The sequence below is a fragment of the Caballeronia glebae genome (assembly GCF_001545035.1).
Lineage (GTDB): Bacteria > Pseudomonadota > Gammaproteobacteria > Burkholderiales > Burkholderiaceae > Caballeronia > Caballeronia glebae.
In genome coordinates, this window is sequence record NZ_FCOJ02000042.1 from 46639 (window position 1) to 72845 (window position 26207).

Here is a 26207-nt window from a genome sequence, read left to right on the forward strand (position 1 = left end):
TCGCGTGACGCGCCGTCCGCCCGCCCAGCGAGATTCAGACTTCGACTTCGCCCACCTCCTCGGCGCGATGACACGAGACCTGGCGTCCATCGACGACACGCAGTTTCGGCTCTTCCACGCGGCATCGCTCGATCGCATACGGGCAGCGCTGATGGAACGTGCAGCCCGACGGCGGATTGAGCGGCGACGGCATCTCGCCCTGCAGCTTGATCTTGATGCGCCGGTCTTCCTCGAAAATCGCGGGCGTCGCGGACATCAGCGAGCGCGTGTACGGATGGCGCGGATTCGCGAAGATCGTCTTCTTGTCGCCCACTTCCGCGACGCCGCCGAAGTACATCACCATCACGTCGTCGGCGATATGCTCCACCACCGACAAGTTATGCGAGATGAACACGTAGCTCGTGCCGAACTGCGCCTGCAGATCCATGAACAGATTCAGGATCTGCGCCTGAATGGACACGTCGAGCGCGGACACCGGCTCATCGGCGACAACGATTTGCGGGTCGAGAATCATCGCCCGCGCGATCGCCACGCGCTGACGCTGTCCGCCAGAGAACATATGCGGATAGCGCGTCGCATGCTCGGGCCGCAAGCCGACGGTGCGCATCATCTTCGCGATGCGCTCGGCACGCTCGGACGACGACATCGACGTGTTGATGGCAAGCGGCTCGCCGAGCGTCTGCTCCACGGTCTTGCGCGGATTCAGCGACGCGAACGGGTTCTGAAACACCATCTGCACGCGCTGACGCAACTCCGCGATCTTCGCGCGGCTCGCGCCCGCGACGTCCTCGCCTTCGATCAGCAAGCGGCCCGACGTGGGCGCTTCGATCATCGTCAACTGGCGCGCGAGCGTGGATTTACCGCAGCCCGATTCGCCCACGACCGCGAGCGTGCGTCCGCGCGTCAACTCGAACGACACGCCGTTGAGCGCCTTCACTGTGCCGTGCTTGAACGCGCTGCGCTTCACGTCGTAGTGCTTCGTGAGCTGGTCGGCGGCGAGCACGATGTCCTGTTTCGATTCCTTCGGTACGGCGTTCATCGCGCGCCTCCTTCCACCACCACATCGATGTTCAACGGCTTGATGCATCGCGCGCGCACGGCGGGATCGTTCTTGTCGAGCTGATAGAGGTTCGGCCGGCCCTTCCAGCAATCGTCGATCACATATTTGCAGCGCGGCGCGAAGAGACAGCCGCTCGGCCGGTCGTCCTTGCCCGGCACCATGCCCGGCAGCGCGGCGAGACGTTCCGCGCCGCGCGAATGCTCGGGAATCGCGGCAAGCAGCGCTTCCGTGTACGGATGATGCGGCTCGCTGAAGATCGTCGGCACGTGATTCGTCTCGATGATCTCGCCCGCGTACATCACCGCGACGCGCTGCGCCACTTCGGACACGACTGCCAGATCGTGCGAAATCAGCACGAGCGCCATGCCGCGTTCCTTCTGCAGCTTCACGAGCAGTTCCATGATCTGCGCCTGGATCGTCACGTCGAGCGCGGTGGTCGGCTCGTCGGCGATCAAAAGCTTCGGATTGCACGCGACCGCCATCGCGATCATCACGCGCTGGTTCATGCCGCCCGACATCTGATGCGGAAACGAGTTGATGCGGCCTTTGGCATCCGGAATGCCGACCTGATCGAGCAGTTCGAGCGCGCGTTTGTCGAGCGCATCGCCGCGCAAGCCTTCGTGCAGCTTCAGCACTTCCTTGATCTGATAGCCGACGGTGTAGCTCGGGTTCAGGCTCGTCAGCGCGTCCTGAAACACCATCGCGATATCCTTGCCGATGATCCTGCGACGCGCGCGCGACGACGCCTTCAGCAAGTCCTTGCCGTCGAACGTGACCTGATCGGCGGTGACTTTGCCGGGCGCGTCGATGAGGCCCATCAGCGCCATCATCGTGACGCTCTTGCCCGAGCCGGATTCGCCCACGACGCCGACCACTTCGCCCGGCTTCACGGAAAGGTCGATGCGATCGACGGCTTGCGTGCCGCCGAACGTCACCTGCAAATTGCGGATAGTCAGAAGATCGTCCATATCAGCCCATCCGTTTGAGTTTCGGATCGAGCGCATCGCGCAGTCCGTCGCCGAGCAGATTGATCACGAGCACCGAGATCAGGATCGACAGACCCGGCATCGTCACGATCCACCATGCGCTTTCGATGTAATCGCGCGCCGATGCCAGCATCGCGCCCCACTCCGCCGCCGGCGGCTGCACGCCGAGGCCGAGAAAGCCGAGCGCGGCGGCATCGAGAATCGCGGACGAGAAGCCGAGCGTCGCCTGCACGATCAGCGGCGCGGCGCAGTTCGGCAGCACTTGCGAGAACATCAGGCGCACGGTGCCCGCGCCCGCGACGCGCGACGCCGTCACGTATTCCTTCTGCAATTCGCCGAGCGCCGACGCGCGCGTGAGCCGCACATAACCCGGCAGCGCGACGATCGCGATCGCGAGCATCGTGTTGACGAGCCCGGGCCCGATGATCGCGACGACCGCGACCGCGAGCAGCAGCGACGGCAACGCGAGCAGCACGTCCATCACGCGCATGATCGGCGTATCGAGCCAGTTGAAGAACGCAGCCATGAGTCCGAGCACGACGCCCGGGATCAGCGCGAGCACCACCGAAACGAAGCCGATCCAGAACGACAGCCGCGCGCCGTACATAAGACGCGAGAGGATGTCGCGGCCGGCTTCATCGGTGCCGAGCACGAACATGCGGTTGCCGCCTTCGAGCCACGCGGGCGGAATTTTCACGTACTCGCGATATTGCTCGATCGGGCTGTGCGGCGCGATCAAGGGCGCGGTGATCGCCACCAGAACCAGCAACACGACGATCAGGCCCGCAACGACAGCACCGCGATTGCGCGAGAAGTTCGCCCAGAACTCCCGCGCCGCGACCATGCGGCCGGAAGGCGGCGTCAGCATTTGCGGAGGGAGATTGTTTTGTATGTCGGCCATATCTTTCAGTTACCTCGTATGGCGAATGCGCGGATTCAACACGCCGTACAACAGATCGACGACCAGGTTCACGACGATCACGAGCGTCGCGATCATCAGAATGCCGCCTTGCACGACCGGATAATCGCGACGCGAAATGGCGTCGATGAGCCACTTGCCGACGCCCGGCCACGAGAACAGCGTCTCGGTCAGCACCGCGCCCGCGAGCAGCGTGCCCACTTGCAGACCGATCACGGTCACGACGGGAATCAGCGCGTTGCGCAGCGCATGAACCACCACGACGCGCAGCGGCGACAAACCCTTCGCGCGCGCCGTGCGGATGTAGTCCTCGCGCAGCACTTCGAGCATCGACGAGCGCGTCATGCGCGCGACGACCGCGAGCGGAATCGTGCCGAGCACGATCGTCGGCAGGATCAGATGGCTTACCGCGGACGTGAACGCGCCTTCATCGGTTGAGAAGAGCGCGTCGATCAGCATGAAACCGGTCACGTGCGGAATGTCGTATTCCACCGCGATGCGGCCCGACACGGGCGTCCAGCCGAGCTTCGCCGAGAAGAACATGATGAGGATCAAGCCCCACCAGAAAATCGGCATCGAGTAACCGGTGAGCGCGGTGCCCATCACGCCGTGATCGACGACCGTGCCGCGCTTCAACGCCGCCGCGACGCCCGCCGGCAAGCCGATGGCCAGCGCAAAGATCATCGCGCAGATGGAGAGTTCGACGGTCGCCGGAAAGCGCGCGAGGAACTCGCCCATCACGCTCGTATTCGTGATGATCGACGTGCCGAGATCGCCCTTCAGCGCGTGACCGACGTAGGTGAGGTATTGGACCGGAAGCGACTGGTCGAGGCCGAGGCGCTTCATGGCTTCGGCGTGCATCGCCGGGTCCACGCCGCGTTCACCCATCATCACTTCGATGGGGTCGCCCGGGATCAGGTGAATGAGTGCGAACGCGAGAATCGTAATGCCGATGAACGTCGGTATCACCATTCCTATGCGTCGCAAAACGAATCGGAACATGATCGCCCTTTTCGGTATTGGAGGACTGAAAACGCATCCGGCGGCTGGGATCGTTGTCGACCCGCGCCGCCGGACCTGTTCGATTAGTTATGGTTTAGTGCAAAAAGTGGTCCGCAGCAAAACCTTATTGCATGCCGACGCCATCGAAGCGCACGTAGCCGAGCGGCTCGATCTTCATGTTCGTCACCTTCTTGCTAACCGGCTGATACACCGTCGAGTGCGCGATCGGCGAGAACGGCAGTTGCTGCTCGAAGATCTGCTGCGCGTCGGTGTACGCCTTCGTGCGCGCCGCGACATCCGTCGTCGAACGGCCCTTTACCACGAGCTCGTCGAACGGCTTGTAGCACCACTTCGAGAAGTTGCTGCCCTTTACCGCGTCGCAGCCGAGCAGCGTGCCGAGCCAGTTGTCGGGGTCGCCGTTGTCGCCGGTCCAGCCGATCAGGAGCGCATCGTGTTCGCCCGCGTGCGCGCGCTTCAGATACTCGCCCCACTCGTACGAAACGATGTTCGCCTTCACGCCGATCTTCGCCCAGTCCGCCTGGATCATTTCCGCCATCAGGCGCGCGTTCGGGTTGTACGCGCGCTGCACGGGCATCGCCCACAGCGTGATCTCGAAGCCATTCGGGAAGCCCGCTTTCGCGAGCAGCGCCTTCGCCTTCGCGGTGTCGTACGCCTGGCCTTTCAGATTCTTGTCATAGGACCATTGCGTCGGCGGCATCGGTGCGGTGGCCGGCTGGCCCGCGCCCTGATACACGGAATCGATGATCGCTTTCTTGTTGATCGCCATGTCGAGCGCGCGGCGCACGTCGGTGTTGTCGAGGCTCTTCTTCGTCACGTTGTACGCGACATAACCTTCGTTGAAGCCCGCCTGCGACGGCGTATCGACGCTCGATACCGCCTTCAGCGTGGAGATGTCGCCCGGACGCGGATAGCTCATCACCTGACATTCGTTGCTCTTCAGCTTCTGCACGCGCACGGCGGCGTCCGGCGTGATCGAGAAGATCAGCTTCGAGATCTGCACCGCGTTCGGCTTCCAATAGTCAGGATTGCCGTCGAAGCGAATGGTCGCGTCCTTCGTGTAGCTGCGGAAAATGAACGGGCCCGTGCCGACCGGCTGCTGGTTGATGTCGGCGGCCTTGCCGTCCTTTATCAGCTTGTCCGCGTATTCGGCGGACAGGATCGACGCGTACTCCATCGCCATGTTCTGGATGAACGGCGCGCTCACTTCCTTCAGCGTGAATTTCACGGTGTAAGGATCGACCTTCTCGACCTTCGAAATCAGCTTGTCCATGCCGAGGTCCGTGAAGTACGGAAACTGCACGTTGTACGCCTTGCGGAACGGATTGTTCGGATCGAGCATGCGGTTGAACGTGAGGACCACGTCGTCCGCGTTGAATTCGCGCGTCGGCTTGAAGAACGACGTCGTCTGGAACTTCACGCCATGACGCAGATGGAACGTGTAGGTCAGGCCGTCCGAGGACACATCCCACTTTTCGGCGAGACCCGGCTCGACCTTCGTGCCGCCGCGCTCGAATTCGACGAGACGGTTATAGACGGTGAAAGTGTTCGCGGTGAAATCGGTGCCGGTGGTGTACTGGGCCGGATCGAAACCGGCCGGGCTGCCTTCCGAGCAATACACGAGCGTCTTGTTCGGAATGGCGGCGTTCGCCGCGTTTGCTGCGAAAAGCGTCGCCGTGGCTACGGCGCCTGCGAGCGCCGATCTGCGGATGGCTCGCAACAGGCTGTTTTTGTGCATGTTTCCTCCAAGTCAATGCCGGCTTCTGGCCGGCTTAGCGCGAGTTTACTTGATCGCACCGCCCGTTTTTCGACGCGTGTGCGCAAAGTCGGGCGCTACCGTAGCACGAACAAAAGTGACATGTGCACTTGGTTTTCCCCACTAGAGTTTGTCGTCGATGGCGCTTTGATAAGAGTAGGTTATCGGCCATGCGCGCAGGTGATAGGTCGGCGGACGCAATATTCCGCGCATCGAGTCGAGCCGACGCAAAAAGGCGAAGAAAAACGCGTATCAGGAAAGAACCGCGCGGCGAGCGCCGCGCGGGTGAAACATTGATGCAGATCAGACGCTCTTGAAGCCGAGACGCTCGCAAACCATCTTCGAAGCCCACGAGCCGTTGAGCGTGTAGAAATGCAGCCCCGGCGCGCCTTCGTCGAGGAGACGGCGGCACAGGCCCGTCACCACGTCCACGCCGAATGCGCGGATCGACTCGCGATCGTCGCCGAAGCTTTCGAGCCGGCGCGCGATCCACCTCGGCACTTCAGCGCCGCACATGTCGGAGAAGCGCATCAGTTGCGAGAAGTTCGTGATCGGCATGATGCCCGGCACGATCGGCACGTCGACGCCGAGTTTCCTCGCTTCCTCGACAAACCTGAAGTACGAATCGGCGTTGAAGAAGTACTGCGTGATCGCCGAATTCGCGCCCGCCTTCACTTTGCGAGCGAAGTTTTCGAGATCCGCGCGCGGCGATCTCGATTGGGGATGGAACTCCGGATACGCGGCCACTTCGATGTTGAACCAGTCGCCGTGCTCCTGGCGGATAAACGCCACGAGCTCCGACGCATACCGCAACTCACCGACTTCGCCCATGCCCGAAGGCAGATCGCCGCGCAGCGCGACGATATGGCGAATGCCGTGCTCGCGATACTGCAAAAGAATGGCGCGCAAATTGTCCCGCGACGAGCCGATGCACGAAAGATGCGGCGCGGCTTCGAAGCCTTCCGCGGCCATTTCGAGCACAGTGTCGAGCGTGCCTTGCTGCGTGGAGCCGCCGGCGCCGAACGTCACGGAGACGAACTTCGGCGAAAGCGTCTTCAACTCGGCGCGGGACGCGCGCAACTTGTCCACGCCTTCCTGCGTCTTCGGCGGGAAAAACTCGAATGAGAGTTCGATCGGTTTCATGATGTTTTATGACGGGCGACAGCGTCCGTGGTCCAACGTCAACCGAAGTTGCGATTGCCGAAAATCAGCGCCGACAGCAACCACGACACGATGCTGTACAGAATCGAGCCGAAGAACGCGGACCAGAAGCCCGTTACTTCGAAGCCCTTCAACAGCGTCGAGCACAGCCAGAAACACAGCGCATTCACGACGAGTATGAAAAGCCCGAGCGTGAGCACTGTAACCGGCAGCGTGAGGATGATGAGGACGGGCCGGATGATCGCGTTGATGAGACCCAACACCACCGCGATGATGAGCGCCGTACCAAAACTGCGAATGTGAATCGAAGGCACGAGGTAGGTGATGATCAAAAGCGCGAGTGCATTGATCAGCCATGTCAGCAGCACGGTCATCGAGGAATCTCCGGTTGATGCGTTGAATCGCGCGGGCGTGGTCGTCACGCCCGCGCAAGATACCGCCGCCGTCAGCGATTAATAGCGATAGTGGTTCGGCTTGAACGGGCCGCTCTTGTCGACGCCGATGTAGCCGGCCTGCTCGTCCGACAGCACGGTCAGTTCCGCGCCGATGCGCCCGAGGTGCAGACGCGCGACCTTTTCGTCGAGATGCTTCGGCAGCACGTAGACCTTGTTCTCGTACTTCTCGCCCTGGCAGAACAGTTCGATCTGCGCGAGCGTCTGGTTCGTGAACGAGTTCGACATCACGAACGACGGATGGCCCGTCGCGCAGCCGAGGTTCACCAGACGGCCTTCAGCCAGAATGATGATCTTCTTGCCGTCCGGGAAGACGATGTGATCGACTTGCGGCTTGATGTTGTCCCACGTGTACTGGCGCGTGGAAGCAATATCGATTTCCGAATCGAAGTGGCCGATGTTGCAGACGATCGCGTTGTTGCGCATCGCCTTCATGTGATCGTGGTTGATGACGTGGAAGTTGCCCGTCGCCGTCACGAAAATGTCGGCGCGGCTCGCGGCGTATTCCATCGTCACGACGCGGTAGCCTTCCATCGCGGCTTGCAACGCGCAGATCGGATCGATTTCCGTGATCCACACCGTCGCGCCCAGACCGCGCAGCGATTGCGCGCAGCCCTTGCCCACGTCGCCGTAGCCCGCGACCAGCGCGATCTTGCCCGCGATCATCACGTCGGTCGCGCGCTTGATGCCGTCGACGAGCGACTCGCGGCAGCCGTACAGATTGTCGAACTTCGACTTCGTGACCGAATCGTTCACGTTGATGGCCGGGAACGGCAGGCGGCCGTCCTTTTCCATCTGATACAGGCGATGCACGCCCGTGGTGGTTTCTTCCGTCACGCCCTGAATGTGCGCGAGGCGCGTGGAGTACCACGTCGGATCGGCGTCGAGGTGCGATGCGATCGACTTGTACAGCGCGATTTCTTCCTCGTTCGTCGGCTTGGCGATGACCGAGCGGTCCTTTTCAGCCTTCGCGCCGAGAATGAGCAGCAGCGTTGCGTCGCCGCCGTCATCGAGAATCATGTTGGCGAATTCGCCGTTCGGCCATTCGAAAATGCGATGCGAGAATTCCCAGTATTCGTCGAGCGATTCGCCCTTGAACGCGAACACCGGCGTGCCGCCCGCGGCGATCGCGGCGGCTGCGTGGTCCTGCGTCGAGAAGATGTTGCACGAAGCCCAGCGCACGTCCGCGCCGAGCGCGGTGAGCGTTTCGATGAGAACGCCCGTCTGGATGGTCATGTGCAGCGAACCGGCAATGCGCGCGCCCTTCAGCGGCTGCTGCGCCTTGTACTCTTCGCGCGTCTGGATGAGACCCGGCATTTCCGTTTCGGCGATGTCGAGTTCCTTGCGGCCCCATGCGGCCAGCGACATGTCGGCGACGACGAAATCCTTGTGATTCTTGGAATCGAGAACTGCGGCGTTCATCACGCCCTCCTTTTCTAAAAAGACTAGAAATGTTGACGTGAGCGCCGTTCGATGCGGTGGCTCAACGGGCGCCTTGACTGCATGGCGCTTTTGAACCGTCCGGATTGAATGCTTCCGAGCCTGGCGGGTGGATTATGAAGAATCGCCCGTCGCAACGCTCCTCGGAAACGAGCGTCGATTGTAGCAAAAAAGCCGCGCTACTTCGCCTGAGCGCCGTGCGAAAGGTTCCTGATTCCGAAGCCGCGCAACTCCTCGAACGCAGCGACGGCGCGACGTGCGACGCGCATCTGTTCTTCAATCAGCGCGGCGGTCTGGGCCGGATCGGGATCGGTCGAGAATCCCATGTTGATGGAAAAGAACCGCGCCGCGTGGATGCCCGCATGAAAATGCATGCGCACACTCCTGTTCCCCGTCAGGCGTCTGTTTTCGAAAAGCAGGAAGAGCGCCTTTGAGAGCGGCATGTCTTCGCCTCCGGCCACGCGAAAGATTTCATCAGCAGGAAAGCCGCCGAGCGCCATGAAAGCCGAGCGGCGAATCACCAGGCTGCTCGGGACAGTGCCCGCTATCAGGCCGGAAAGTCGCTCGAAATCGGGATGACGCGTGATTTCGTCGGGAAAGCCGCAAAACTCGATATTCAGCCGGATGCTCGGCCGATCCGGATGGCGCGCCAGAAACCCCGTTGCGTCCGCCAGCGCGCCGGGCACGTATTCGTCGTCGGCGTCGAGGAAGGCGAGCGTGTCGAAATCGGCGTGCATCGCGCCCCAGTTGCGCGCCCGCGCGGGGCCGCTGTTCTGGCTCAGCGGCAATGATTTCACGCGCGGGCACTGTGCGGCGTAGTGCGCGGCGATGTCCCTCGAAGCGTCGGCCGAGCCGTCGTCCACGACGATGATCTGCGATGCTTCAGGCTGCGCGATGCAACTGTCGAGCGCGCGGGAAAGCGTGGAAGCCGCGTTGAAACAGGGAATGATGACTGACGTGGGGAGCATGGCGCGATTCGGGACGAGATTCAGCCCTCGAATGTATCCGTCGAGCGGCCCGCGCTGAGTCGGACCAATCTCAAAATCATCCGAAGTACGCGAACTAGAACGGCAGCGCGGAGAGTAGAGGAGCCAGCAAGACCATGACGACACCGGCGATCATCATCGTCAGACTGGCGACGACGCCCTCTTCGTTCCCCAATTCGCGCGCCTTCGCCGTGCCAACGCCGTGCGCCGCCGCTCCGAACAGCGCGCCGCGCGCGAGCCGCGTGCGCAGCGGCACCAGCGCGAGCACGATTTCGCCGAAGAGCATGCCGCAGACGCCCGTCGCGATCACGAAGAGCGCGGTCAGGTCCTTCGGCGCGTGGATTTTGTCGGAGACGGCGAGCGCGAACGGCGTGGAGACCGAGCGCGTCGCGAGGCTGCGTTGCAGTTCCGGCGACAAATGGAGCAGTTTCGCGAGCGCAAGCGATCCGCCGACCGCCACCAGAATGCCGACCGTGACGCCGACGGTGAGCGAAATCCAGTGCCGTTTGATCAGTTCGCGGTATTCGTAGATCGGCACCGCGAACGCGACCGTCGCCGGGCCGAGCAGCCACATGAGCCAGCGCGTGTCGGTGTAATAGACCGAGTACGGAATGCGCGCCGCCACGACGATGACCGCGAGCACCGCCGGCACGGCCAGAAGCGGCGTGAGCCACGGCCGCCTGAAGCGCGCATAGAGCTGCTTGGCCGCGAAATACAGCGCGACGGTCAGCACGAAGCAGCCCGCCGCGATGAGGCGCGCGGCGTCGTCTTCGAAGAGGGAGTCGATAAAGTGGTTCATGTCCGCTCGCTCAGGCGCGCGCCGCATGCCGCGCGACGAGCACGCGACGCAATGCGAGATGGCGTTCGAGGCGCGCCGCACGGTCGACGGCGAACGCGACGGCCACCATCACCATCAACGTGCCCGCGACGACCACGAGCGCGAGCCGCCAGCCGTCTTCCATGAAGAGACCGCCATACTGAACCGCCGCGACCGCCGCCGGAATGAAGAACAGGAGCATGTCGGAAAGCAGCCAGTCCGCGCCCGCCTTGACCCAGCGCGGCGCGATGCCGCCGCAGAACAACAGCGCGAGCAGCGCGACGAGGCCGATCACGCCGCCCGGCACGGGCAGCGCCAGCTTGCGCGCGACGAAATCCGCGACGACCCAGATCGCCGCGAGCGCAGCGGACTGCACCGCGACGCGCAGAAAGCGGGCGAAGGCGGACAGCGTTTTGATCGGCAGGGCGTCGGACATGGCGGCTCTCGTGCGGTGGAAGGCAATTGATTAGGGTTATCCCGTAGTCAGAGTATATGGGCGCCCCTCGCATAATAAAAATGACTTAACCTTATTCAAATTATTCCAAACTGGAATTCGGAGCCGACGATGGAATTACGCGCTTTGCGGTACTTCATCGAAGTGGTGAAGCAAAAGAGCTTCACGGCTGCCGCCGAACACATGTTCGTGACGCAGCCGACCATCAGCAAAATGGTGAAGGCACTGGAAGATGAGGTCGGCTCGCCGCTGCTTTTGCGCGAAGGCCGGCAGATGGTGTTGACGGACGCCGGACAGATCGTCTGGCAACGCGGCGTCGAGGTGCTGGCGGCGCACGCGCGTCTGGAAGCCGAACTAAACGATCTCGGCACGTTCGGGCGCGGCACATTGACGATCGGCATTCCGCCGATGGGCGGATCGCTCTTCACGCCGGCCATCGCCGCGTTCCGGCAGCGGTATCCGAAGGTCGAACTCAAGCTGTTCGAGCGCGGCTCGAAGGCGATCGAGGCGGCGCTGATCGACGGCGAGCTCGAACTGGGCGGCGTCTTGCAGCCGGTGGACACCGCGATGTTCGACGTCCTGCCGGTCAGCCGGCAGATTCTGTGGCTCGTCGCGCAGAAGGGCTCGCGCTGGGACGATGCCCGCGAAGTCGCGCTCACCGATCTTGCCGCCGAGCCGTTCGTGTTCTACGGCGAGAGCCTCGCGCTCAACGACGTCGTGCTCAACGCGTGCCGCGAGGCAGGTTTCGCGCCGACGATCGTCGGTCGCAGCGGGCACTGGGATTTCATGGCGGCGCTGGTGCAGGCCGGCATCGGCATCGCGTTGCTACCCGCGCCGTACTGCCGGCGTCTCGACGCCAGCGCCTTCACGTGCCGTCCGGTCGTCGCGCCGGAAATTCACTGGGACATGGCGCTCGGCTGGCGGCGCAACGGCTATCTGTCGCACGCGGCGCGCGCGTGGATAAAAGTCGCGCGGGAAATGCTGCCCGCCAATCTGGATCAGGATTTCATGGCCGATGGCTTTCCGCGCGCGCGACCCGGCGCTCCCGGGAACTGAATCGCCAGCGGCCATAAAAAACGCGCCGGTCCGCGATGAGCGGACCGGCGCGTTGTTCACAGCGGCTTTCGGGGCGTTTCCCGGATCAGTTCAATTCCTTGAACTCGATCCGGCGATTCGTCGCGCGGCCGTCACGCGTGGCGTTGTCGCCGATCGGATTCGCGTCGCCGAAACCTTCCGCCGTCAGGGAGCCAGCCGGCGCGCCCTGCTGGATCAGATACAAGCGCACCGTCTCCGCGCGCTTTGCCGACAGGCTGATATTCACCGCCGGATCGCCCGAACTGTCCGTGAAACCGCCGATCTGCAGCTTGATCGGCGTGCCGGCCGCGTTGCAATCCTTCAGCGCCTTCGCGGATTTCGCGAGCGCATTCAGCGCCGCGGGCGGCAGCGAGTTCGACGCGAAGCCGAAGCTGACCGGACGCAGATTCAGACTCTTCACGACGTCTTTCCCTGAGCAGACTGCATCTGCGTGCGCGTCCGAGGCGGCGAGATCCTTGGCCGCGGGCGTCGTGTCGGTTGCGCCGATCGTCCAGCCGTTGCCGAAGAGCGTTTTCAGATTGTCCACCCAGCCGAGCGGCGCATCGCCCGCTCGGCCGCTCAGGTCGATCTTGTGGCCGACGATGCTCATTTGCGCGCCCGGCAGCGCCATGATCGGCAACAGGCCGTCGAGCTTGCCGATCCAGTCGGCCGGCTTCCTGTTCGGATCGACGGTGATGTTCGCCTTGAACTTGTCCACGCCGAGCTTCGCCGCGAGGGCGTCGATCAGTGCGCGGCGCTCGTCTTCGCTGCTGACCGTGGCGGTCAGCGTGGGAACGCCGGATGCGTCGACGACGAAGGACATCGTCGCGTCCTTGGTGGGCAGCGCGGCGGGCGCGGATGCCTGGTCGACGGCAGCGGGTGCCGACGCCGTGACCGCGCTCGGATCGGACGCCGCGTCCCGCTTAGCCGGCGCCGTCTCTTCGGATTTCTCCAGCTTCTCCGTCGTGCAACCACGCCCGATCAGAAGCGCGAGCAGCGCCAGCGCAGCGGCCAATGCGAGCCACCACCACTTCTTGTTGCCCGCGTCTTCCTTCACGGGTTGCTCCGGCGCGGCGGGCGCTTCCTGCGGCTGCGTAAACGCCGCGGCTTCGTGCGTTGCCGGATGTTCGAGATGCGCCGACACGGCCTTCAGCCGCGAAACGACGCCCGCGACAAACGCGCCGACCGTGCCGAGACCGAGCGCTTGCGCGAACGCGTCCGTCATGTTCGCGCGCACCACCGGCACCTGATGGCCGAGCAGCGTCGGAAGCTGACCGGGGTGGCCGTTGTGCTGCGTGAGATAGCGCTTGAGCACGCCGAAGAGGGTCGCGCTGACCACGCCGCCCAGCGTGCGCGTGGCGCTCGCCGCCACGCCGGTGTATTCGGCGATGCGCTCGGCGAGGAGGTTGAGGCTGTCGTGCGAGGCGATTTCGGTATCGGTTTTCTCGCCGATATCAAGGAGCGTTTTGAAGCCCGCGCCGTGCGCGACGGCTTGCGGCAGATCGTCGGCGATCAGCGCGTTCGTCGCCGGCGACATGATCGCCGTGAACAGGTGGCGCGCGCCTTCGAGCGTCGACGCCTTGTTCATCATCGCGCCGATGAGCGCCGGTCCGCAGAGCGACACCACGCGCCTGGCAGATTCCGGCGCACAGCCGATGCGCCCGGCAATTTGCTGCAGCACGCTTTCTGTTAAAGCGCCCTGGACGAGTTGATTGAGGTTGATGCTCATTAAGAATGCTTCCGTGAAAGGCGTTACTGCGTTCGTCGAATTTAGGCGAGCCGATTATAGGTTCGGGCTCCTTCGGTTCATTGGGTCGGGATAACAATCGGATTTGTCTCAGTGAGCGGCGCGTTAGAACCGCGCATCGGAATGTTCTTGGCGATTCTGAAAAGAACGGTGCGTCTACACGTCCAATCCATGCTCGGCCTATCATTCCTGAATTCCGAGATAACGAATCGCGCGTGGCCGTTTCCGCGCGTGCAAGGAAGGAGACCGACGATGTCCGATCCCGCCGATCGCCCGTTCGGGCAGACACACGACGTCACGAATCAGGTGTCGCCGCTCGTCGGCTATGACGCCTTCGCTTTCGATCCGGCGCTCGCCGCCGCCGTCGAGCGCGAAGGCGCGCAGTGGCACGCGGAGACGCTCTCGCGCGACGGCATGGCGCTGACGCAGCCCGATGTCGTCGCGCTGGCGGAACTTGCCAACCGGCACGAGCCGTCGCTGGCGACGCACAGTCCGCGCGGCGAGCGCATCGACGCCGTCGAATTTCATCCGGCGTGGCACGAATTGGTGCGGCGTTTGCGGCGCGAGGGACTGCACGCGATGCCGTTCGAGCCGTCCGCGCGCGCCGGGTCGATGGCCGCGCGCTGCGCCGGCTACTACTTGCACGGCCAGCTCGAATCGGGGTCGCTGTGTCCGATCACGATGACCTTCGCGAGCATTCCGGTTCTGCGCAACGAACCCGACCTGTTCGCGCGCGTCTCCCACGCGCTGCTATCGCGCGAGCACGATCCGCGCGACATTCCGCTCGAAGCCGGCAAGCATTCGATGATGGTCGGCATGGGCATGACCGAAAAACAGGGCGGCTCCGACGTGCGCAGCAACCGCACGCGCGCGCACGCGCTCGGCGCGCCGGGACGCGGCGGCGCTTATCGGCTGGTCGGTCACAAATGGTTTTTCTCCGCGCCGCAATGCGACGCGCATCTCGTGCTCGCGCGCACCGCCGAAGAAGGCGGCCTGTCGTGCTTCTACGTGCCGCGTTTCGCGCCGGACGGCCGCAAGAACGCGGTCCAGGTCCAGCGCCTGAAAGACAAGCTCGGCAATCGCTCGAACGCGAGCAGCGAAGTGGAGTTTCTGGATGCCTATGGCGTGATGATCGGCGACGAGGGGCGCGGCGTGCCGACCATCATCGAGATGGCGAACTTCACGCGGCTCGATTGCGTGATCGGCAGCGGGGCGCTGATGCGCGCGGCCCTCGTGCAGGCGATCCATCACGCGCGCCAGCGCAGCGCGTTCGGCGCGCATCTCGTCGATCAGCCGTTGATGCGCAACGTGCTCGCCGATCTCGCGCTCGAATCCGAAGCGGCGACGGTCCTCTTCATGCGGCTCGCGGGCGCGTTCGAGCAGAGCGCCGCGCCGGACGGAGCGCTCGCCGAGCGCGCGTGGCGGCGCATCGTCACGCCGGCCGCGAAGTTCTGGGTGTGCAAGCGCGCGCTCGAATTCACCGGCGAGGCGATGGAAGTGTGGGGCGGCAACGGCTACGTCGAAATCGGGCCGATGGCGCGTTTCTATCGCGAGGCGCCGGTCAATTCGATCTGGGAGGGTTCGGGCAACGTGATGTGCCTCGACGTGCTGCGCGCGTTCGAGCGCGAGCAGGACGCGGCGCACGCGCTCTTCGACGACTGGAAGACGACTGCTGGCGCGCATCCGGCGCTGGCGGGCGCGCTGGCGTCGCTCGTTGCCATGCTGACGGGCGATCCATCGACGCGGGAAGCGTCGGCGAGGCGCGTCGCGCAGCAACTGACGCTTTGCGCGCAGGGCGTGTTGCTGGCGCGGCATGCGCCGCAGGACGTCGCGGATGCGTTCATCGAATCCCGTCTCGGCGATGCGCGCGGCGAAACCGGCCGCGTGTACGGCACGCTGCCCGGGCGCTTCGATCACGCGGGGATCGTCACGCGGGCGTTTGGCGCGTAGAAAGGCTTCAGCGAATCGCTTTCATCGCCTCCTTCATCGGCTCCTCGTCCTCCAGCCGATACACCCACGACAGCAATTCCGCCACCGCCTGATACAAGGCGGGCGGAATGTGCGCGTCGAGATCGACCTGCATCAGCAGCGACACCATTTCCGGCGATTCGTGCACGTATAGCCCCGCGTCCTTCGCGCGCTGCACGATCATGTCCGCGACCATGCCGTAGCCCTTCGCGACGACGCGCGGCGTCGCCTCGCGATTGCCCGCTTCGTAGGCGAGCGCGGTCGCCTGCCTGCGCGTGTACGGCGGATGATCCTGCGCGCTCATGCTTCACTCCCATCGCCGTGCGGCGGGCGGAACAGATGTTCGAGCGGCGAGCGCAGCGGCTTTTTTGCGGCGGTTTTGTCGCCGGAAAGCGCGAGATCGGTCGTGCCGTCCATCGAGCGCACGGACAGCGACGCGAGCGCGATGCCCGCCGCTTCGAGCTGACGCGCGAACGCGGCGCCATCGGCGGCGAGACGGCGCGCGCCCGCGTCGCGCGCCTTGATGCGCGCAACGAGCTTCTCGCCCGCCAGCACGAGTTCGGCATCGACCGTGCCGAGCGCGGGCAGCGACAGCGTGATGCGCGTGCGCCACGCGCGTTCGTCGGCGACATCGTCGGATGCGCGCTGATCGCGCGGCTCGCGGGCGACTTCCCATTCGAAGCGCGTGCCGGGCCACGCCTCGCCCTGCCAGCGGAATTGCTGGTTCGCGAGGACGTCGAGTTGCTGGCGCACGACATTGAGCGTCGCGGGATGGATGCCCGCCGCGACCGACGCCTGCAACGCCGATTCGTGCTGGCTCGGCGCCGCGCTCTGGGCGTTCGCGCCGCTCGCGGCGTTGCCGTTTTGCGAATTCGAGAGTTCGGACGGCGACGCGTCGCGCACCGACGCCGCGAGCGCGGCCGCTTGCTGCGGCGTCTGCGGCGTCGCGATCTGGCGGCCGTGAAAATCGGGCAGATCGGGCGTGAGTTGCGGCGCGCGGGCATCGTCGAGACCGGTGTCGGCGGGCAACGCGGCGTTCGCGAGATCGAACGGCAAGGACATCGAGCGCGCATCGACGCGCGCCTGCGGCTCGTTGCCGAGCGACGCCGTGCTGCGCTGGCCCGCGAGCCATTGCACGAGATGCGATTCGTAGAAGAGTCCGCTTTCGTCGACGGTTTTCGCGAGCGCGCTCGCCAGCGCGGCGGCGGGCAGCGGCGGCAGATTCTGCGTCGCGGCGCGCGCGCTCGCGACGGCGGCGGCGTTGGCGGAGAAAGCGGTATCGAAGAGGCCGGTCGTGAGCGCGGCGAAGGCGCTCGCGGGGCGCGGCGGCGTCGGCCAGAGCGGGGCGTCGCCGGTCAGCGCGGGCGTCGCGCCGCCGAAGCGCGAAATCACGTCGAGCGTGCGCGCGACGTTCGAGAACGCGGTTTGCGCCGATGCCGCCGGACCCGCCGCGCCGGCAGGCGCGCCGACGCTCTGCCCCATGTCCGTTTGCGTCGTCGTCTGCCCGACGCTCGCGCCGGTCACGCCGCTGCCGCTCACGCCGCCCGGCGCGCGGATCGCGGACATCAGGAGCTCGGTGCGGCTGGCGAGCAACGATGCGATCGCGGTATCGAGTCCAGTCATGCCCACATCCTCAGAAGCGCCCGCGTCCGGCGGGACCGGACCTAGCGCAGTCCGATCATTTTTTTCAGTACGCGGGCCGTGCTGTTGACCGTGAAGAGCGCGGACAGGCGCGCGAGGCTCGGCGACGTCAAATCGCGGATCGCGGCGTCGTCGGCGAGAATCTTCTTCACGAGGTCCAGCTTGCGCGCGCGGGCATTTTCGTCGAGATCCGAACCGGAATCGACTTCCTTCAACCGCTCGACCAGCTCGCGGTAATTGCCCTGCAACGCCTTCAGCTCGCTCCATTCGCCACCGCGCGCGGCCACCAGCATCTGGCCGGAAACCGCCGCAATGGCTTCGTAGTGGGCGAAATATTCTTGTGTCGTCTTCATTCTTTCGAGGCAGTCGCGCGCATACCCGTCACGCGGGCACGGCGGTCATTTGCGCCACTTCCGGTCCAATTCCGATCCAGGCTTCTTCGAGCGTCGCGAGCAGGTCGTCGACCTCGACGAGCATCGCCTCGTCCTGCTTCACGTTCGCTTCGAGCAGCCGGTGCGTCATATACGTGTACAGCGCGTCCAGCCGCTGCGCGATCTCGCCGCCCGCATCCTTGTTGAGCGCATGCTGCAAACCGCTCTCGATGATGCTGATGGCCTTGCCGATCGCCGTGCCGCGCGCGCCGATGTTGCCCTGCTGCATGTGCATGCGCGCCTGCGCGATCGCCTGACGCGCGCCCTGATACAGCATGACGATCAGCCGGTGCGGGCTCGCTCCGATCACCCCTGTCTGCACGCCCACGCGTGCGTAGGCGTTGGCTCCAGCGTGTCCTGGGGAATACATCTCTCGGTTCTCCTTATGCGATGCCGCGGCGTCCGCGGGCTTCCTGCCGACGCCGTGCCTCTCGTCCTGATCCGTGTGGTCCGGTAAAAACCGGTGCATGCGAGCGGGCCGCCCGCCGAAGCGGACGAACCATCGTTCGCCGTGCCGTTACCGGGGTTATCGGAGAAACGCGGCAAAGCTTTAGGACTCAAGGCTCTAGAGCCATCGCAGCGATTTAAGGGCTGGATCGCGAAAGAACCGTCAGACGGAGATCTGCATGATGTCGTTGTAGGCCGACACGAGCTTGTTGCGCACCTGCAGCCCGAACTGCAGGCCGACGTTCGCCTTCTGCATGTCGACCATCACGTCGTTGAGCGACACGTTCGGCGCGCCGATCTCGAAGGCGTGCGCCTCGCCGAGCGCCTTTGTCTGGTTGTCGCTGATCTTGTCGATGGACGATTTCAGCGCGTCGGCGAAGCTGCCGGCGCTCGCCGCGCCCGATGTCCCGCCATGCCCCGTAACGGCGCCCGACGCGACGGTCGCGGCGCCCGCAGCGCCGGTCCCGCCGGCGGCTTGCGACGCCATCGACTGAATCGACGACAGCGCGGCGGAAAGCGGATTGATCGGAAAGTTCATGTTGACTCCGGGTGACAGGGAAAAGCCGGCGCCGCTCGTGGCCCAGACCTGATGCTCGGGCCGCGATTGCGGAGGTTCGCCGAGTACGAAAAAGATTAGCAGCCGATGGTTTTTCAAAGCGCGGGAAGAACGGGGAAAACCCCGCTCTATTCCCCGAATCGACTTGCAATCTTCTGCGGATAATCCCCATCGTGAAAAGTCCTCCACCGCCGCTTACATGGAAAGCGGGAAGCGGCGGGAGGAGAACCTCAGGATTCGGAGCTTCGACGCTAAATGGAAACGCCCAATAACTCACTCATCACGCCCGACGCAAGATTGGGCCTGGCGGGCGCACAGCCGGGCGCAGCCGGATCGGCCGCGGCCGCCGGGGGCGCCGATTTCGGCGGCTTCGCGCAGCGCGTGCCGATGCTCAACCAGTTCCGCTCGAATCCGCGCGTGCCGCTCATCGTGGCCGTCGCGATTCTGGTGATGGTGGTCGCGGGCCTCGTCATGTGGTCGCGCCAGCCGGACTATCGCGTCCTCTTCTCCAATCTCTCCGATCGCGACGGCGGCGCAATCGTTGCCGCGCTTCAGCAGGGCAACATCGCCTACAAGCTGTCCGACGGCGGCGGCGCCATTCTCGTGCCGGCTGAACAGGTGCACGAAACGCGTCTGCGCCTCGCGAGCCAGGGCTTGCCGAAGAGCGGCTCGGTCGGCTTCGAGCTGATGGACAACCAGAAGTTCGGCATCAGCCAGTTCGCGGAGCAGGTCAACTATCAGCGCGCGCTGGAAGGCGAGCTGGAGCGCACGATCGGCGCGATTTCGTCGGTGAAGTCGGCGCGCGTGCATCTGGCGATTCCGAAGCCGAGCGTCTTCGTGCGCGACAAGGAATTGCCGACCGCCTCGGTGATGGTCAATCTGTATCCCGGCCGCGTGCTTGACGAAGGCCAGGTGGTCGCGATCGCGCACATGGTGGCGTCGGGCGTGGCGGACATGCCGGTGAAGAACGTCAATATCGTCGATCAGGACGGCAACCTGCTGACGAGCCAGAGCGTCGCGAACGGCCTCGACGCGTCGCAACTGAAGTACGTGCAGCAGATCGAGCACAACACGCAAAAGCGCATCGACGCGATCCTCGCGCCGCTCTTCGGCGCCGGCAATGCGCGTTCGCAGGTGAGCGCCGACATCGACTTCTCGAAGCTCGAACAAACCGCCGAAAGCTACGGCCCGAACGCCAACCCGCAAGCCACGGCGATCCGCAGCCAGCAGTCGAGCGAATCGAGCGAAACGTCGGGCAGCGGCGCCGGCGGCGTGCCGGGCGCGCTGTCGAACCAGCCGCCGCAAGCGGCTTCCGCGCCAATCGACGCGGCGGCATCGGGCGCGGCGGGCGCAGCGGCGAAATCCACGCCGCAAAACCAGCGCAAGGACACGACGACGAACTACGAAGTGGATCGCACGGTGCGCCACTACGAGCAGGCGACGGGCGGCATCAAGCGTCTGTCGGTGGCGGTGGTCGTGAACTACGACAAGAAGGTCGACGCGAAGGGCAACGTCACGATGACGCCGCTCGCCGCCGACAAGCTCGCGCAGGTCCAGCAACTCGTGAAGGACGCGATGGGCTTCGACGACAAGCGCGGCGACTCGGTGAACGTCGTGAACAGCGCGTTCTCGGCCGATCTGAACGTGACGCCGGACGCCCCGTGGTGGCGCACCCCGCAGATGATCGCGTGGGGCATCCAGGCGGCGAAGTACGTGGGCATCGGCATCGTCGGTCTGTTCCTGTACTTCAGCATGGTGAAGCCGGCGATGCGCCGCGCCTTCCCGCCGCCGCCCGAAGCCGCGCCCACGCTCGCCGCGCCGGATGAACTCTCGCTCCTCGACGGCCCGTCGCTCGATGGCGGCCAGAAGCTGGAAGACGAAGACAAGGATGCCGAGGTGAGTCTCCTCGGTCACGAAAGCAAGAAAGCCAAATTCGATCGCAATCTCGACTACGCGCGCATGGTGGCGCGTCAGGACGCGAGAATCGTTGCGACGGTCGTTAAGAACTGGGTGTCCGATGAACGCTGAAGGCCTGAACAAAGCCGCTCTCCTCCTGATGTCGATCGGTGAGGAAGAAGCCGCCGAAGTTTTCAAGTATCTCGCCCCGCGCGAGGTGCAGAAGATCGGCGCGACCATGGCGGCGCTGAAAAACGTGACGCGCGAGCAGCTCGACAACGTGCTGACCGAATTCGTGTCCGAAGCGGAGCAGCACACCGCGCTGTCGCTCGATTCGAGCGAGTACATCCGCTCGGTGCTGACCAAGGCGCTCGGCGAAACCAAGGCCGGCGCGCTGATCGACCGTATCCTGCAGGGCAGCGATACGAGCGGCATCGAAGGCCTGAAGTGGATGGACTCGGGCGCGGTCGCGGAACTGATCAAGAACGAGCATCCGCAGATCATCGCGACGATTCTCGTGCACCTGGATCGCGATCAGGCGTCGGAGATCGTGTCGCTGCTGACCGAGCGTCTGCGCAACGACGTGCTTCTGCGCATCGCGACGCTCGACGGCATTCAGCCCGCCGCGCTGCGCGAACTCGACGACGTGCTCACGACGCTCCTCTCCGGCAGCGACAACCTGAAGCGCGCGCCGATGGGCGGCATCCGCACGGCGGCGGAAATTTTGAACTTCATGTCGAGCAATCACGAGGAAGGCGTCATCTCGAACGTGCGCGAATACGACGCCGAGCTTGCGCAGAAGATCATCGACCAGATGTTCGTGTTCGAGAACCTGCTCGACCTGGAAGACCGCGCGATCCAGCTTCTGCTGAAGGAAGTGGAGTCGGAGACGCTGATCGTGTCGCTGAAGGGCGCGCAGCCGGCGCTGCGTCAGAAGTTCCTGTCGAACATGTCGCAGCGTGCGGCCGAACTGCTCGCGGAAGACCTCGATTCGCGCGGTCCGGTGCGGGTGTCGGAAGTCGAGCAGCAGCAGCGCAAGATCCTGCAGATCGTGCGCAATCTCGCGGAAAACGGCCAGATCCAGCTAGGCGGCAAGGCGGAGGACGCGTATGTCTGATGCCCGCGCGCAGAAGGCTCCGGTCTCGGCGTATCAGCGCTGGGAAATGGCGTCGTTCGATCCCGTCACCGTGACGGTCGACAACAGCGCGGCGGAACAGGCCGCGCTCGAAGCGCACCTGCGCCGAGTCGAGGACGACGCGTATCAGCAAGGTCTCGCGAAGGGTCACGTCGCGGGTCAGGCGCTCGGTTATCAGGCCGGTTACGAACAAGGCCAGGCGAAGGGTTTCGAAGACGGCCGCAAGGAAGCGCTCGCGCAGGCCGCGCGTCTCGCCGAAATCGCCGATGCGTTCAAGACCGCGCTTGCCGCCGCCGATGCCGCCATCGCGGAATCGCTGGCGGAACTCGCGGTCGACATCGCGCAGCAGGTCGTGCGCCAGCATCTCGCGCTCGACCCGACCGCGCTCGTCGCCGTGGCGCGTGAAGTGATCGCCGCCGAGCCGGAGCTTTCCGGCGCGCCGACGCTCGTCGTGAATCCGGCCGACATGCCGATCGTCGATGCGTATCTGAAGGACGAACTCGAAGGCGCGGGCTGGACCGTGCGCCCCGACCCGGAAATCGAGCGCGGCGGCTGCAAGGCGCACGCCGCGACCGGCGAAATCGACGCGACCAACGTGTCGCGCTGGGAGCGCGTCGTGGCTGCATTGGGGAGAAACAAGCCGTGGTAAATGGACAAACACACAGCCAGACGCACAGCCAGACACATCGCATTACGCAGGATGGACTGAGCGCGCTCGAACAGGAACTGGCGCGCGCGTCGTTCGGACCGCTCGCCAGCGACGACGATTTCGACAGCGATTCGCCCGACAGACTCGCCGCGCGCACCATCGCCGAACTCGCCGATATCGCGGGCAATCCGCACATCGATACGTGGCGCGAAAAACTCGACGCGCTCAAGTTGCGCAGCGAACTCGCCAAGCCCTTGCGCTCGTGCGGGCGTCTCACGCGCGCCGCCGGTCTCGTGCTCGAAGCGGTCGGCCTGAAGATGGGTGTCGGCTCCGAATGCATGATCGAGTTGCCGCCCGGCAGCTCGATTCCGACAGCCGAAGCCGAAGTCGTCGGCTTCTCGGGCGACAAGCTCTTTCTAATGCCGACGACCGAAGTCGCCGGTCTTCTGCCGGGCGCGCGCGTCTATCCGCTCGAAAGCGCGCCGATCAACGATCCGATGGCCGGTGCGAAGCGCTTGCCCGTCGGCTGGGAAATGCTCGGCCGCGTGGTCGATGCGTCCGGCCGTCCGCTCGACGGGCTCGGCCCGCTCGGCGCGAAAGTCGATGCGCCGCTGTCCTCGCCGGTCATCAACCCGCTGAATCGCGAGCCGATTCACAAAGTGCTCGACGTCGGCGTGCGCGCGATCAACACGCTGCTGACGGTCGGGCGCGGCCAGCGCATGGGCCTGTTCGCGGGCTCGGGCGTCGGCAAGTCGGTGTTGCTCGGCACGATGGCGCGCTACACGAGCGCGGAAGTGATCGTGATCGGGCTGATTGGCGAACGTGGCCGCGAAGTGAAGGAATTCATCGAGCAGATTCTGGGCGAGGACGGTCTCGCGCGCTCGGTCGTCGTGGCCGCGCCCGCCGACGTGTCGCCCGTGCTGCGGATGCAGGCCGCCGCGTACACGACCTCGCTCGCCGAATATTTCCGCGATCAGGGCAAGCACGTGCTGATGCTGATGGATTCGCTCACGCGTTACGCGATGGCCCAGCGCGAGATCGCGCTCGCGATCGGCGAACCGCCCGCGACCAAAGGTTATCCGCCTTCGGTGTTCGCGAAGCTGCCGGCGCTCGTCGAGCGCACCGGCAACGGTCCGGAAGGCGGCGGCTCGATCACGGCGTTCTACACCGTGCTCACCGAAGGCGACGATCAGCAGGACCCGATCGCCGACTCGGCGCGCGCGATTCTCGATGGCCATATCGTGCTGAACCGCTCGCTCGCGGAGGCTGGACACTATCCGGCCATCGACATCGAACAGTCGATCAGCCGCGCGATGACCGCGCTCATCGACGAAAAGCATCTCGAACGCGTGCGTCTTTTCAAGCAGATGCTCTCGCGCTATCAGCGCAACAAGGACCTGATCAACGTGGGCGCGTATTCGAGCGGACGCGACCCGTTGCTCGACCGCGCGATCGCGCTGTATCCGCGCATGGAGTCGTTTTTGCAGCAAGGTTTTCGCGAAGAGGCGCCGTTCGAGCCGAGCATCGCGATGTTGAATCAACTGTTCGAATAATTTTCGAATAGCATCCGAAGCATTCATCAGAAGAACGCCCAAAGACCATACGGGACCGCCACGCCATGTCCAAGAATCTGCCGATCAACACCCTCATCGAACTCGCCGAAGAGGATCTCGACGCCGCCTCCAGGAAGCTCGGCAAGCTTCAGCAGGAACGAAACGAGATCGAAACGCAACTGAACGCGCTCGTGACCTATCGCGACGAGTATCACGCGCGCTTCACGGCGTCGGCGCAGCAAGGCACCACGGCGCAGACGCTGCGCAACTTCCAGGCGTTCGTCGATACGCTCGATGCCGCCATCGCGCAGCAGCGCACGCTGCTTCTGCTGGCCGATCAGCGCATCGAGGCGGCGAAACCCGACTGGCGTCTGAAGAAGCAGAAGCTCGGCAGCTACGAAGTGCTGGCCGCGCGCGGCGAGGCGATGCTCGCGAAAAAGGCCGCGCGCGTCGAGCAGCGCGAATCCGACGAACACGCCGCCAAGGTGTTGCGCATGCGCGCCGAGCGCGCTTCGTCGTAATCCATTCATCGATATTTCCAGAGGCTCAGCATGTCCTCCGTTTCTCTTCTCGGCGCGCTGTCGGGCGCCACGTCATCGAGCAAGTCCGCGGCTGCGCGCGCGGCGAGCGCCGGCGCGTCGTTCGGCATGACGCTGCAAGGCATCACCGACAAGGCCAACGCCGATGCGCAGGCGGCTCAGGCGCTCGCGGATTCTTCCGCCGACAAATCGAGCGTGCACGACGCGCCGAAGCCGGACGACAGCGGTTCGGATGCGGCATCGAAGAGCGATGACGCGGCCGATACGCAGGCCGCCGCGAAGCCCGATCGGACGGACGCGTCGAAGGAGGCGTCGAAGAACGCGGGCAAGAGCGAAGCGTCGGAGACATCGAAACCGGCGGCGCAGGGTTCGTCGGCGGATGCGGCCGCAGCGGCTGCGCAAGCGAAAGCACGCGCCGACGCCGCGAATGCCGGCGACGACACCGACGCCACGCTCGCCGATGCGACCGACGCGGCGTCTGTCGTAACGACGGGCGCTTCGACCGATGACGACAAATCGACGGGCGCCACGCACAAGAGCGGCGACGTGAAATCCGCGCAGGACGCGCTTGCCGCCGCGCTTGCATCGATGAACAACGCGCAGCCCAACGCGCTGCCCGCGAACGCGGCGGCGAACGGTTCCGTCGCGACGGCGCGAGAGGGCGCGAAGGACGAGGATCAAGGCGGCCTCTTCGCGAAGGGCGGAAAGGGCGCGGGCCTGATCGGGCTCACGGCGAATGCGAAGACCGACGACAAAGCGGTCGACGCCGCCGCGCTCGCAACCGCGCAGGCCGTGCCGGCGACATCCACGGACGCCGCGACGGCTGCGTACAAGCAAGCTGCCGACGCGGCCGCGCATGCGGTGGCGATGCAGACGGCATCGGCGACTTCGGCGGTGTCGAGTCCGCAGGGCGCGATTGCCTCGGCGACGAGCGCGGCGATTGCGCCGCACGTGGGCGGGTCGGGCTGGGACGACGCGTTCAGTCAGAAGGTCGTGTTTCTTTCGAAGGCGGATCAGCAGAGCGCTGAATTGACGCTCAATCCGAAAGATCTGGGGCCGTTGCAGGTGACATTGCAGGTTTCCGACAGCCACGCTCACGCGTTGTTCGTGTCGCAGCATGCGCAGGTGCGCGAGGCGGTCGAGGCCGCCATGCCGAAGCTGCGCGAAGCGATGGAAGCGAACGGTATTAGTCTCGGGAGCGCTTCTGTGTCAGATGGGTCGGCGTTTGCGCGGCAGTCGCAGCAGGAGAGCGGAGGCGATCGTTCGGGTTCGGGTTCGGGCGGCAGGCGTGGGGCTGGTGGGATCGATGGCGTCGGCGGGGATGGGGCGGTCGTTGGCGGCGTCAGTGTGCCGGTGCGGCGGACGGTTGGGCTCGTCGATACGTTTGCTTGAATTTTTTGGGTTTGTCGCCGGATCCCGATTTCGTGTCGGTCTATTAGCGCTGCCCCTGTGCGGGGCGGCAGTCACTTTCTTTGCGGCTGCAAAGAAAGTAACCAAAGAAAGCAGCTCGTCACGCCCGC

At 64.7% G+C, this 26207-nt stretch carries 25 protein-coding genes and 1 riboswitch; of the genes, 8 read left to right on the top strand and 17 right to left on the bottom strand.

Annotated elements, in window-relative coordinates; all coding sequences use genetic code 11:
• Positions 1-34 precede the first annotated feature (34 nt).
• The 11 genes from AWB82_RS24955 to AWB82_RS25005 form a co-directional block, all read right to left on the bottom strand.
• Complete coding sequence (locus AWB82_RS24955; protein ID WP_086972015.1) at positions 35-1039, bottom strand: peptide ABC transporter ATP-binding protein; 1005 nt, start codon at positions 1037-1039, stop codon at positions 35-37.
• Entirely contained in the window at positions 1036-2028 is a 993-nt protein-coding gene (locus AWB82_RS24960) for an ABC transporter ATP-binding protein (protein ID WP_086972017.1), read from the bottom strand. The genes AWB82_RS24955 and AWB82_RS24960 overlap by 4 nt, the downstream gene beginning before the upstream one ends.
• Before the next feature lies 1 nt (position 2029).
• Entirely contained in the window at positions 2030-2947 is a 918-nt protein-coding gene (locus AWB82_RS24965) for an ABC transporter permease subunit (protein ID WP_086972019.1), read from the bottom strand.
• A 9-nt stretch (positions 2948-2956) separates the two neighbouring features.
• On the bottom strand, positions 2957-3967 hold the full coding sequence (locus tag AWB82_RS24970; protein ID WP_086972021.1) for an ABC transporter permease subunit: 1011 nt from the start codon (positions 3965-3967) through the stop codon (positions 2957-2959).
• Between the two features lie 124 nt (positions 3968-4091).
• The gene (locus AWB82_RS24975) at positions 4092-5723 is read right to left on the bottom strand and encodes an ABC transporter substrate-binding protein (protein WP_086972023.1); all 1632 of its coding nucleotides are present in this window, start codon (positions 5721-5723) and stop codon (positions 4092-4094) included.
• 321 nt (positions 5724-6044) lie between these two features.
• On the bottom strand, positions 6045-6884 hold the full coding sequence (gene metF, locus AWB82_RS24980; protein WP_086972025.1) for a methylenetetrahydrofolate reductase [NAD(P)H]: 840 nt from the start codon (positions 6882-6884) through the stop codon (positions 6045-6047).
• Between the two features lie 38 nt (positions 6885-6922).
• Positions 6923-7276, bottom strand: a complete 354-nt coding sequence (locus AWB82_RS24985; protein WP_086972026.1) for a phage holin family protein — start codon at positions 7274-7276, stop codon at positions 6923-6925.
• 78 nt (positions 7277-7354) lie between these two features.
• Complete coding sequence (gene ahcY, locus AWB82_RS24990; RefSeq protein WP_086972028.1) at positions 7355-8776, bottom strand: adenosylhomocysteinase; 1422 nt, start codon at positions 8774-8776, stop codon at positions 7355-7357.
• 32 nt (positions 8777-8808) lie between these two features.
• Positions 8809-8945, bottom strand: a riboswitch (S-adenosyl-L-homocysteine riboswitch).
• A gap of 28 nt (positions 8946-8973) precedes the next feature.
• The gene (locus AWB82_RS24995; protein WP_086972030.1) at positions 8974-9762 is read right to left on the bottom strand and encodes a glycosyltransferase family 2 protein; all 789 of its coding nucleotides are present in this window, start codon (positions 9760-9762) and stop codon (positions 8974-8976) included.
• A 94-nt stretch (positions 9763-9856) separates the two neighbouring features.
• A complete protein-coding gene (locus tag AWB82_RS25000; RefSeq protein WP_086972067.1) occupies positions 9857-10579 on the bottom strand; it encodes an LrgB family protein in 723 nt (240 codons plus the stop codon).
• Between the two features lie 10 nt (positions 10580-10589).
• Positions 10590-11033: a CidA/LrgA family protein gene (locus AWB82_RS25005; protein ID WP_086972032.1), complete on the bottom strand. Its 444-nt coding sequence runs from the start codon at positions 11031-11033 to the stop codon at positions 10590-10592.
• Between the two features lie 129 nt (positions 11034-11162).
• Between AWB82_RS25005 and AWB82_RS25010 the strand changes: the two genes are divergently transcribed.
• Positions 11163-12107: a LysR family transcriptional regulator gene (locus AWB82_RS25010; RefSeq protein WP_086972033.1), complete on the top strand. Its 945-nt coding sequence runs from the start codon at positions 11163-11165 to the stop codon at positions 12105-12107.
• 85 nt (positions 12108-12192) lie between these two features.
• Here the strand turns inward: AWB82_RS25010 and AWB82_RS25015 are convergent, their stop codons facing one another.
• On the bottom strand, positions 12193-13854 hold the full coding sequence (locus AWB82_RS25015) for an OmpA family protein (protein ID WP_086972035.1): 1662 nt from the start codon (positions 13852-13854) through the stop codon (positions 12193-12195).
• Between the two features lie 270 nt (positions 13855-14124).
• On the opposite strand from AWB82_RS25015, the gene AWB82_RS25020 reads away from it, so the two are divergent.
• The gene (locus tag AWB82_RS25020; protein ID WP_086972039.1) at positions 14125-15822 is read left to right on the top strand and encodes an isovaleryl-CoA dehydrogenase; all 1698 of its coding nucleotides are present in this window, start codon (positions 14125-14127) and stop codon (positions 15820-15822) included.
• 7 nt (positions 15823-15829) lie between these two features.
• Here AWB82_RS25020 and AWB82_RS25025 read toward each other — a convergent pair whose 3' ends face one another.
• The 5 genes from AWB82_RS25025 to fliE all read right to left on the bottom strand — a co-directional run bounded on the left by AWB82_RS25025 (position 15830) and on the right by fliE (position 18897).
• Positions 15830-16144, bottom strand: a complete 315-nt coding sequence (locus tag AWB82_RS25025; RefSeq protein WP_086972041.1) for an EscU/YscU/HrcU family type III secretion system export apparatus switch protein — start codon at positions 16142-16144, stop codon at positions 15830-15832.
• Positions 16141-17463, bottom strand: a complete 1323-nt coding sequence (fliK, locus tag AWB82_RS25030) for a flagellar hook-length control protein FliK (RefSeq protein WP_086972043.1) — start codon at positions 17461-17463, stop codon at positions 16141-16143. Before fliK ends, AWB82_RS25025 begins: the two co-directional genes overlap by 4 nt.
• Positions 17464-17504: 41 nt before the next feature.
• The gene (locus AWB82_RS25035) at positions 17505-17834 is read right to left on the bottom strand and encodes a flagellar protein FliT (RefSeq protein ID WP_086972045.1); all 330 of its coding nucleotides are present in this window, start codon (positions 17832-17834) and stop codon (positions 17505-17507) included.
• Positions 17835-17862: 28 nt separating this feature from the next.
• Entirely contained in the window at positions 17863-18282 is a 420-nt protein-coding gene (gene fliS, locus AWB82_RS25040; RefSeq protein ID WP_086972046.1) for a flagellar export chaperone FliS, read from the bottom strand.
• Between the two features lie 240 nt (positions 18283-18522).
• Positions 18523-18897, bottom strand: a complete 375-nt coding sequence (gene fliE, locus AWB82_RS25045) for a flagellar hook-basal body complex protein FliE (protein ID WP_086972048.1) — start codon at positions 18895-18897, stop codon at positions 18523-18525.
• A gap of 273 nt (positions 18898-19170) precedes the next feature.
• Between fliE and fliF the strand changes: the two genes are divergently transcribed.
• The 6 genes from fliF to AWB82_RS25075 all read left to right on the top strand — a co-directional run bounded on the left by fliF (position 19171) and on the right by AWB82_RS25075 (position 26079).
• Positions 19171-20943 carry a flagellar basal-body MS-ring/collar protein FliF gene (gene fliF, locus AWB82_RS25050; RefSeq protein ID WP_086972050.1) on the top strand — a complete coding sequence of 591 codons (1773 nt, stop codon included), beginning with the start codon at positions 19171-19173 and terminating at the stop codon, positions 20941-20943.
• The gene (gene fliG, locus AWB82_RS25055) at positions 20933-21928 is read left to right on the top strand and encodes a flagellar motor switch protein FliG (protein WP_086972052.1); all 996 of its coding nucleotides are present in this window, start codon (positions 20933-20935) and stop codon (positions 21926-21928) included. The genes fliF and fliG overlap by 11 nt, the downstream gene beginning before the upstream one ends.
• On the top strand, positions 21921-22595 hold the full coding sequence (gene fliH / locus AWB82_RS25060; protein ID WP_086972054.1) for a flagellar assembly protein FliH: 675 nt from the start codon (positions 21921-21923) through the stop codon (positions 22593-22595). Before fliG ends, fliH begins: the two co-directional genes overlap by 8 nt.
• Positions 22589-24148 (top strand): flagellar protein export ATPase FliI, encoded by a 1560-nt coding sequence (fliI, locus tag AWB82_RS25065; RefSeq protein WP_407643041.1) that lies wholly within the window; start codon positions 22589-22591, stop codon positions 24146-24148. The genes fliH and fliI overlap by 7 nt, the downstream gene beginning before the upstream one ends.
• Positions 24149-24213: 65 nt before the next feature.
• Positions 24214-24669: a flagellar export protein FliJ gene (fliJ, locus tag AWB82_RS25070; protein ID WP_086972056.1), complete on the top strand. Its 456-nt coding sequence runs from the start codon at positions 24214-24216 to the stop codon at positions 24667-24669.
• 30 nt (positions 24670-24699) lie between these two features.
• Complete coding sequence (locus AWB82_RS25075; RefSeq protein ID WP_086972059.1) at positions 24700-26079, top strand: flagellar hook-length control protein FliK; 1380 nt, start codon at positions 24700-24702, stop codon at positions 26077-26079.
• The last annotated feature ends 128 nt before the right edge of the window (positions 26080-26207 follow it).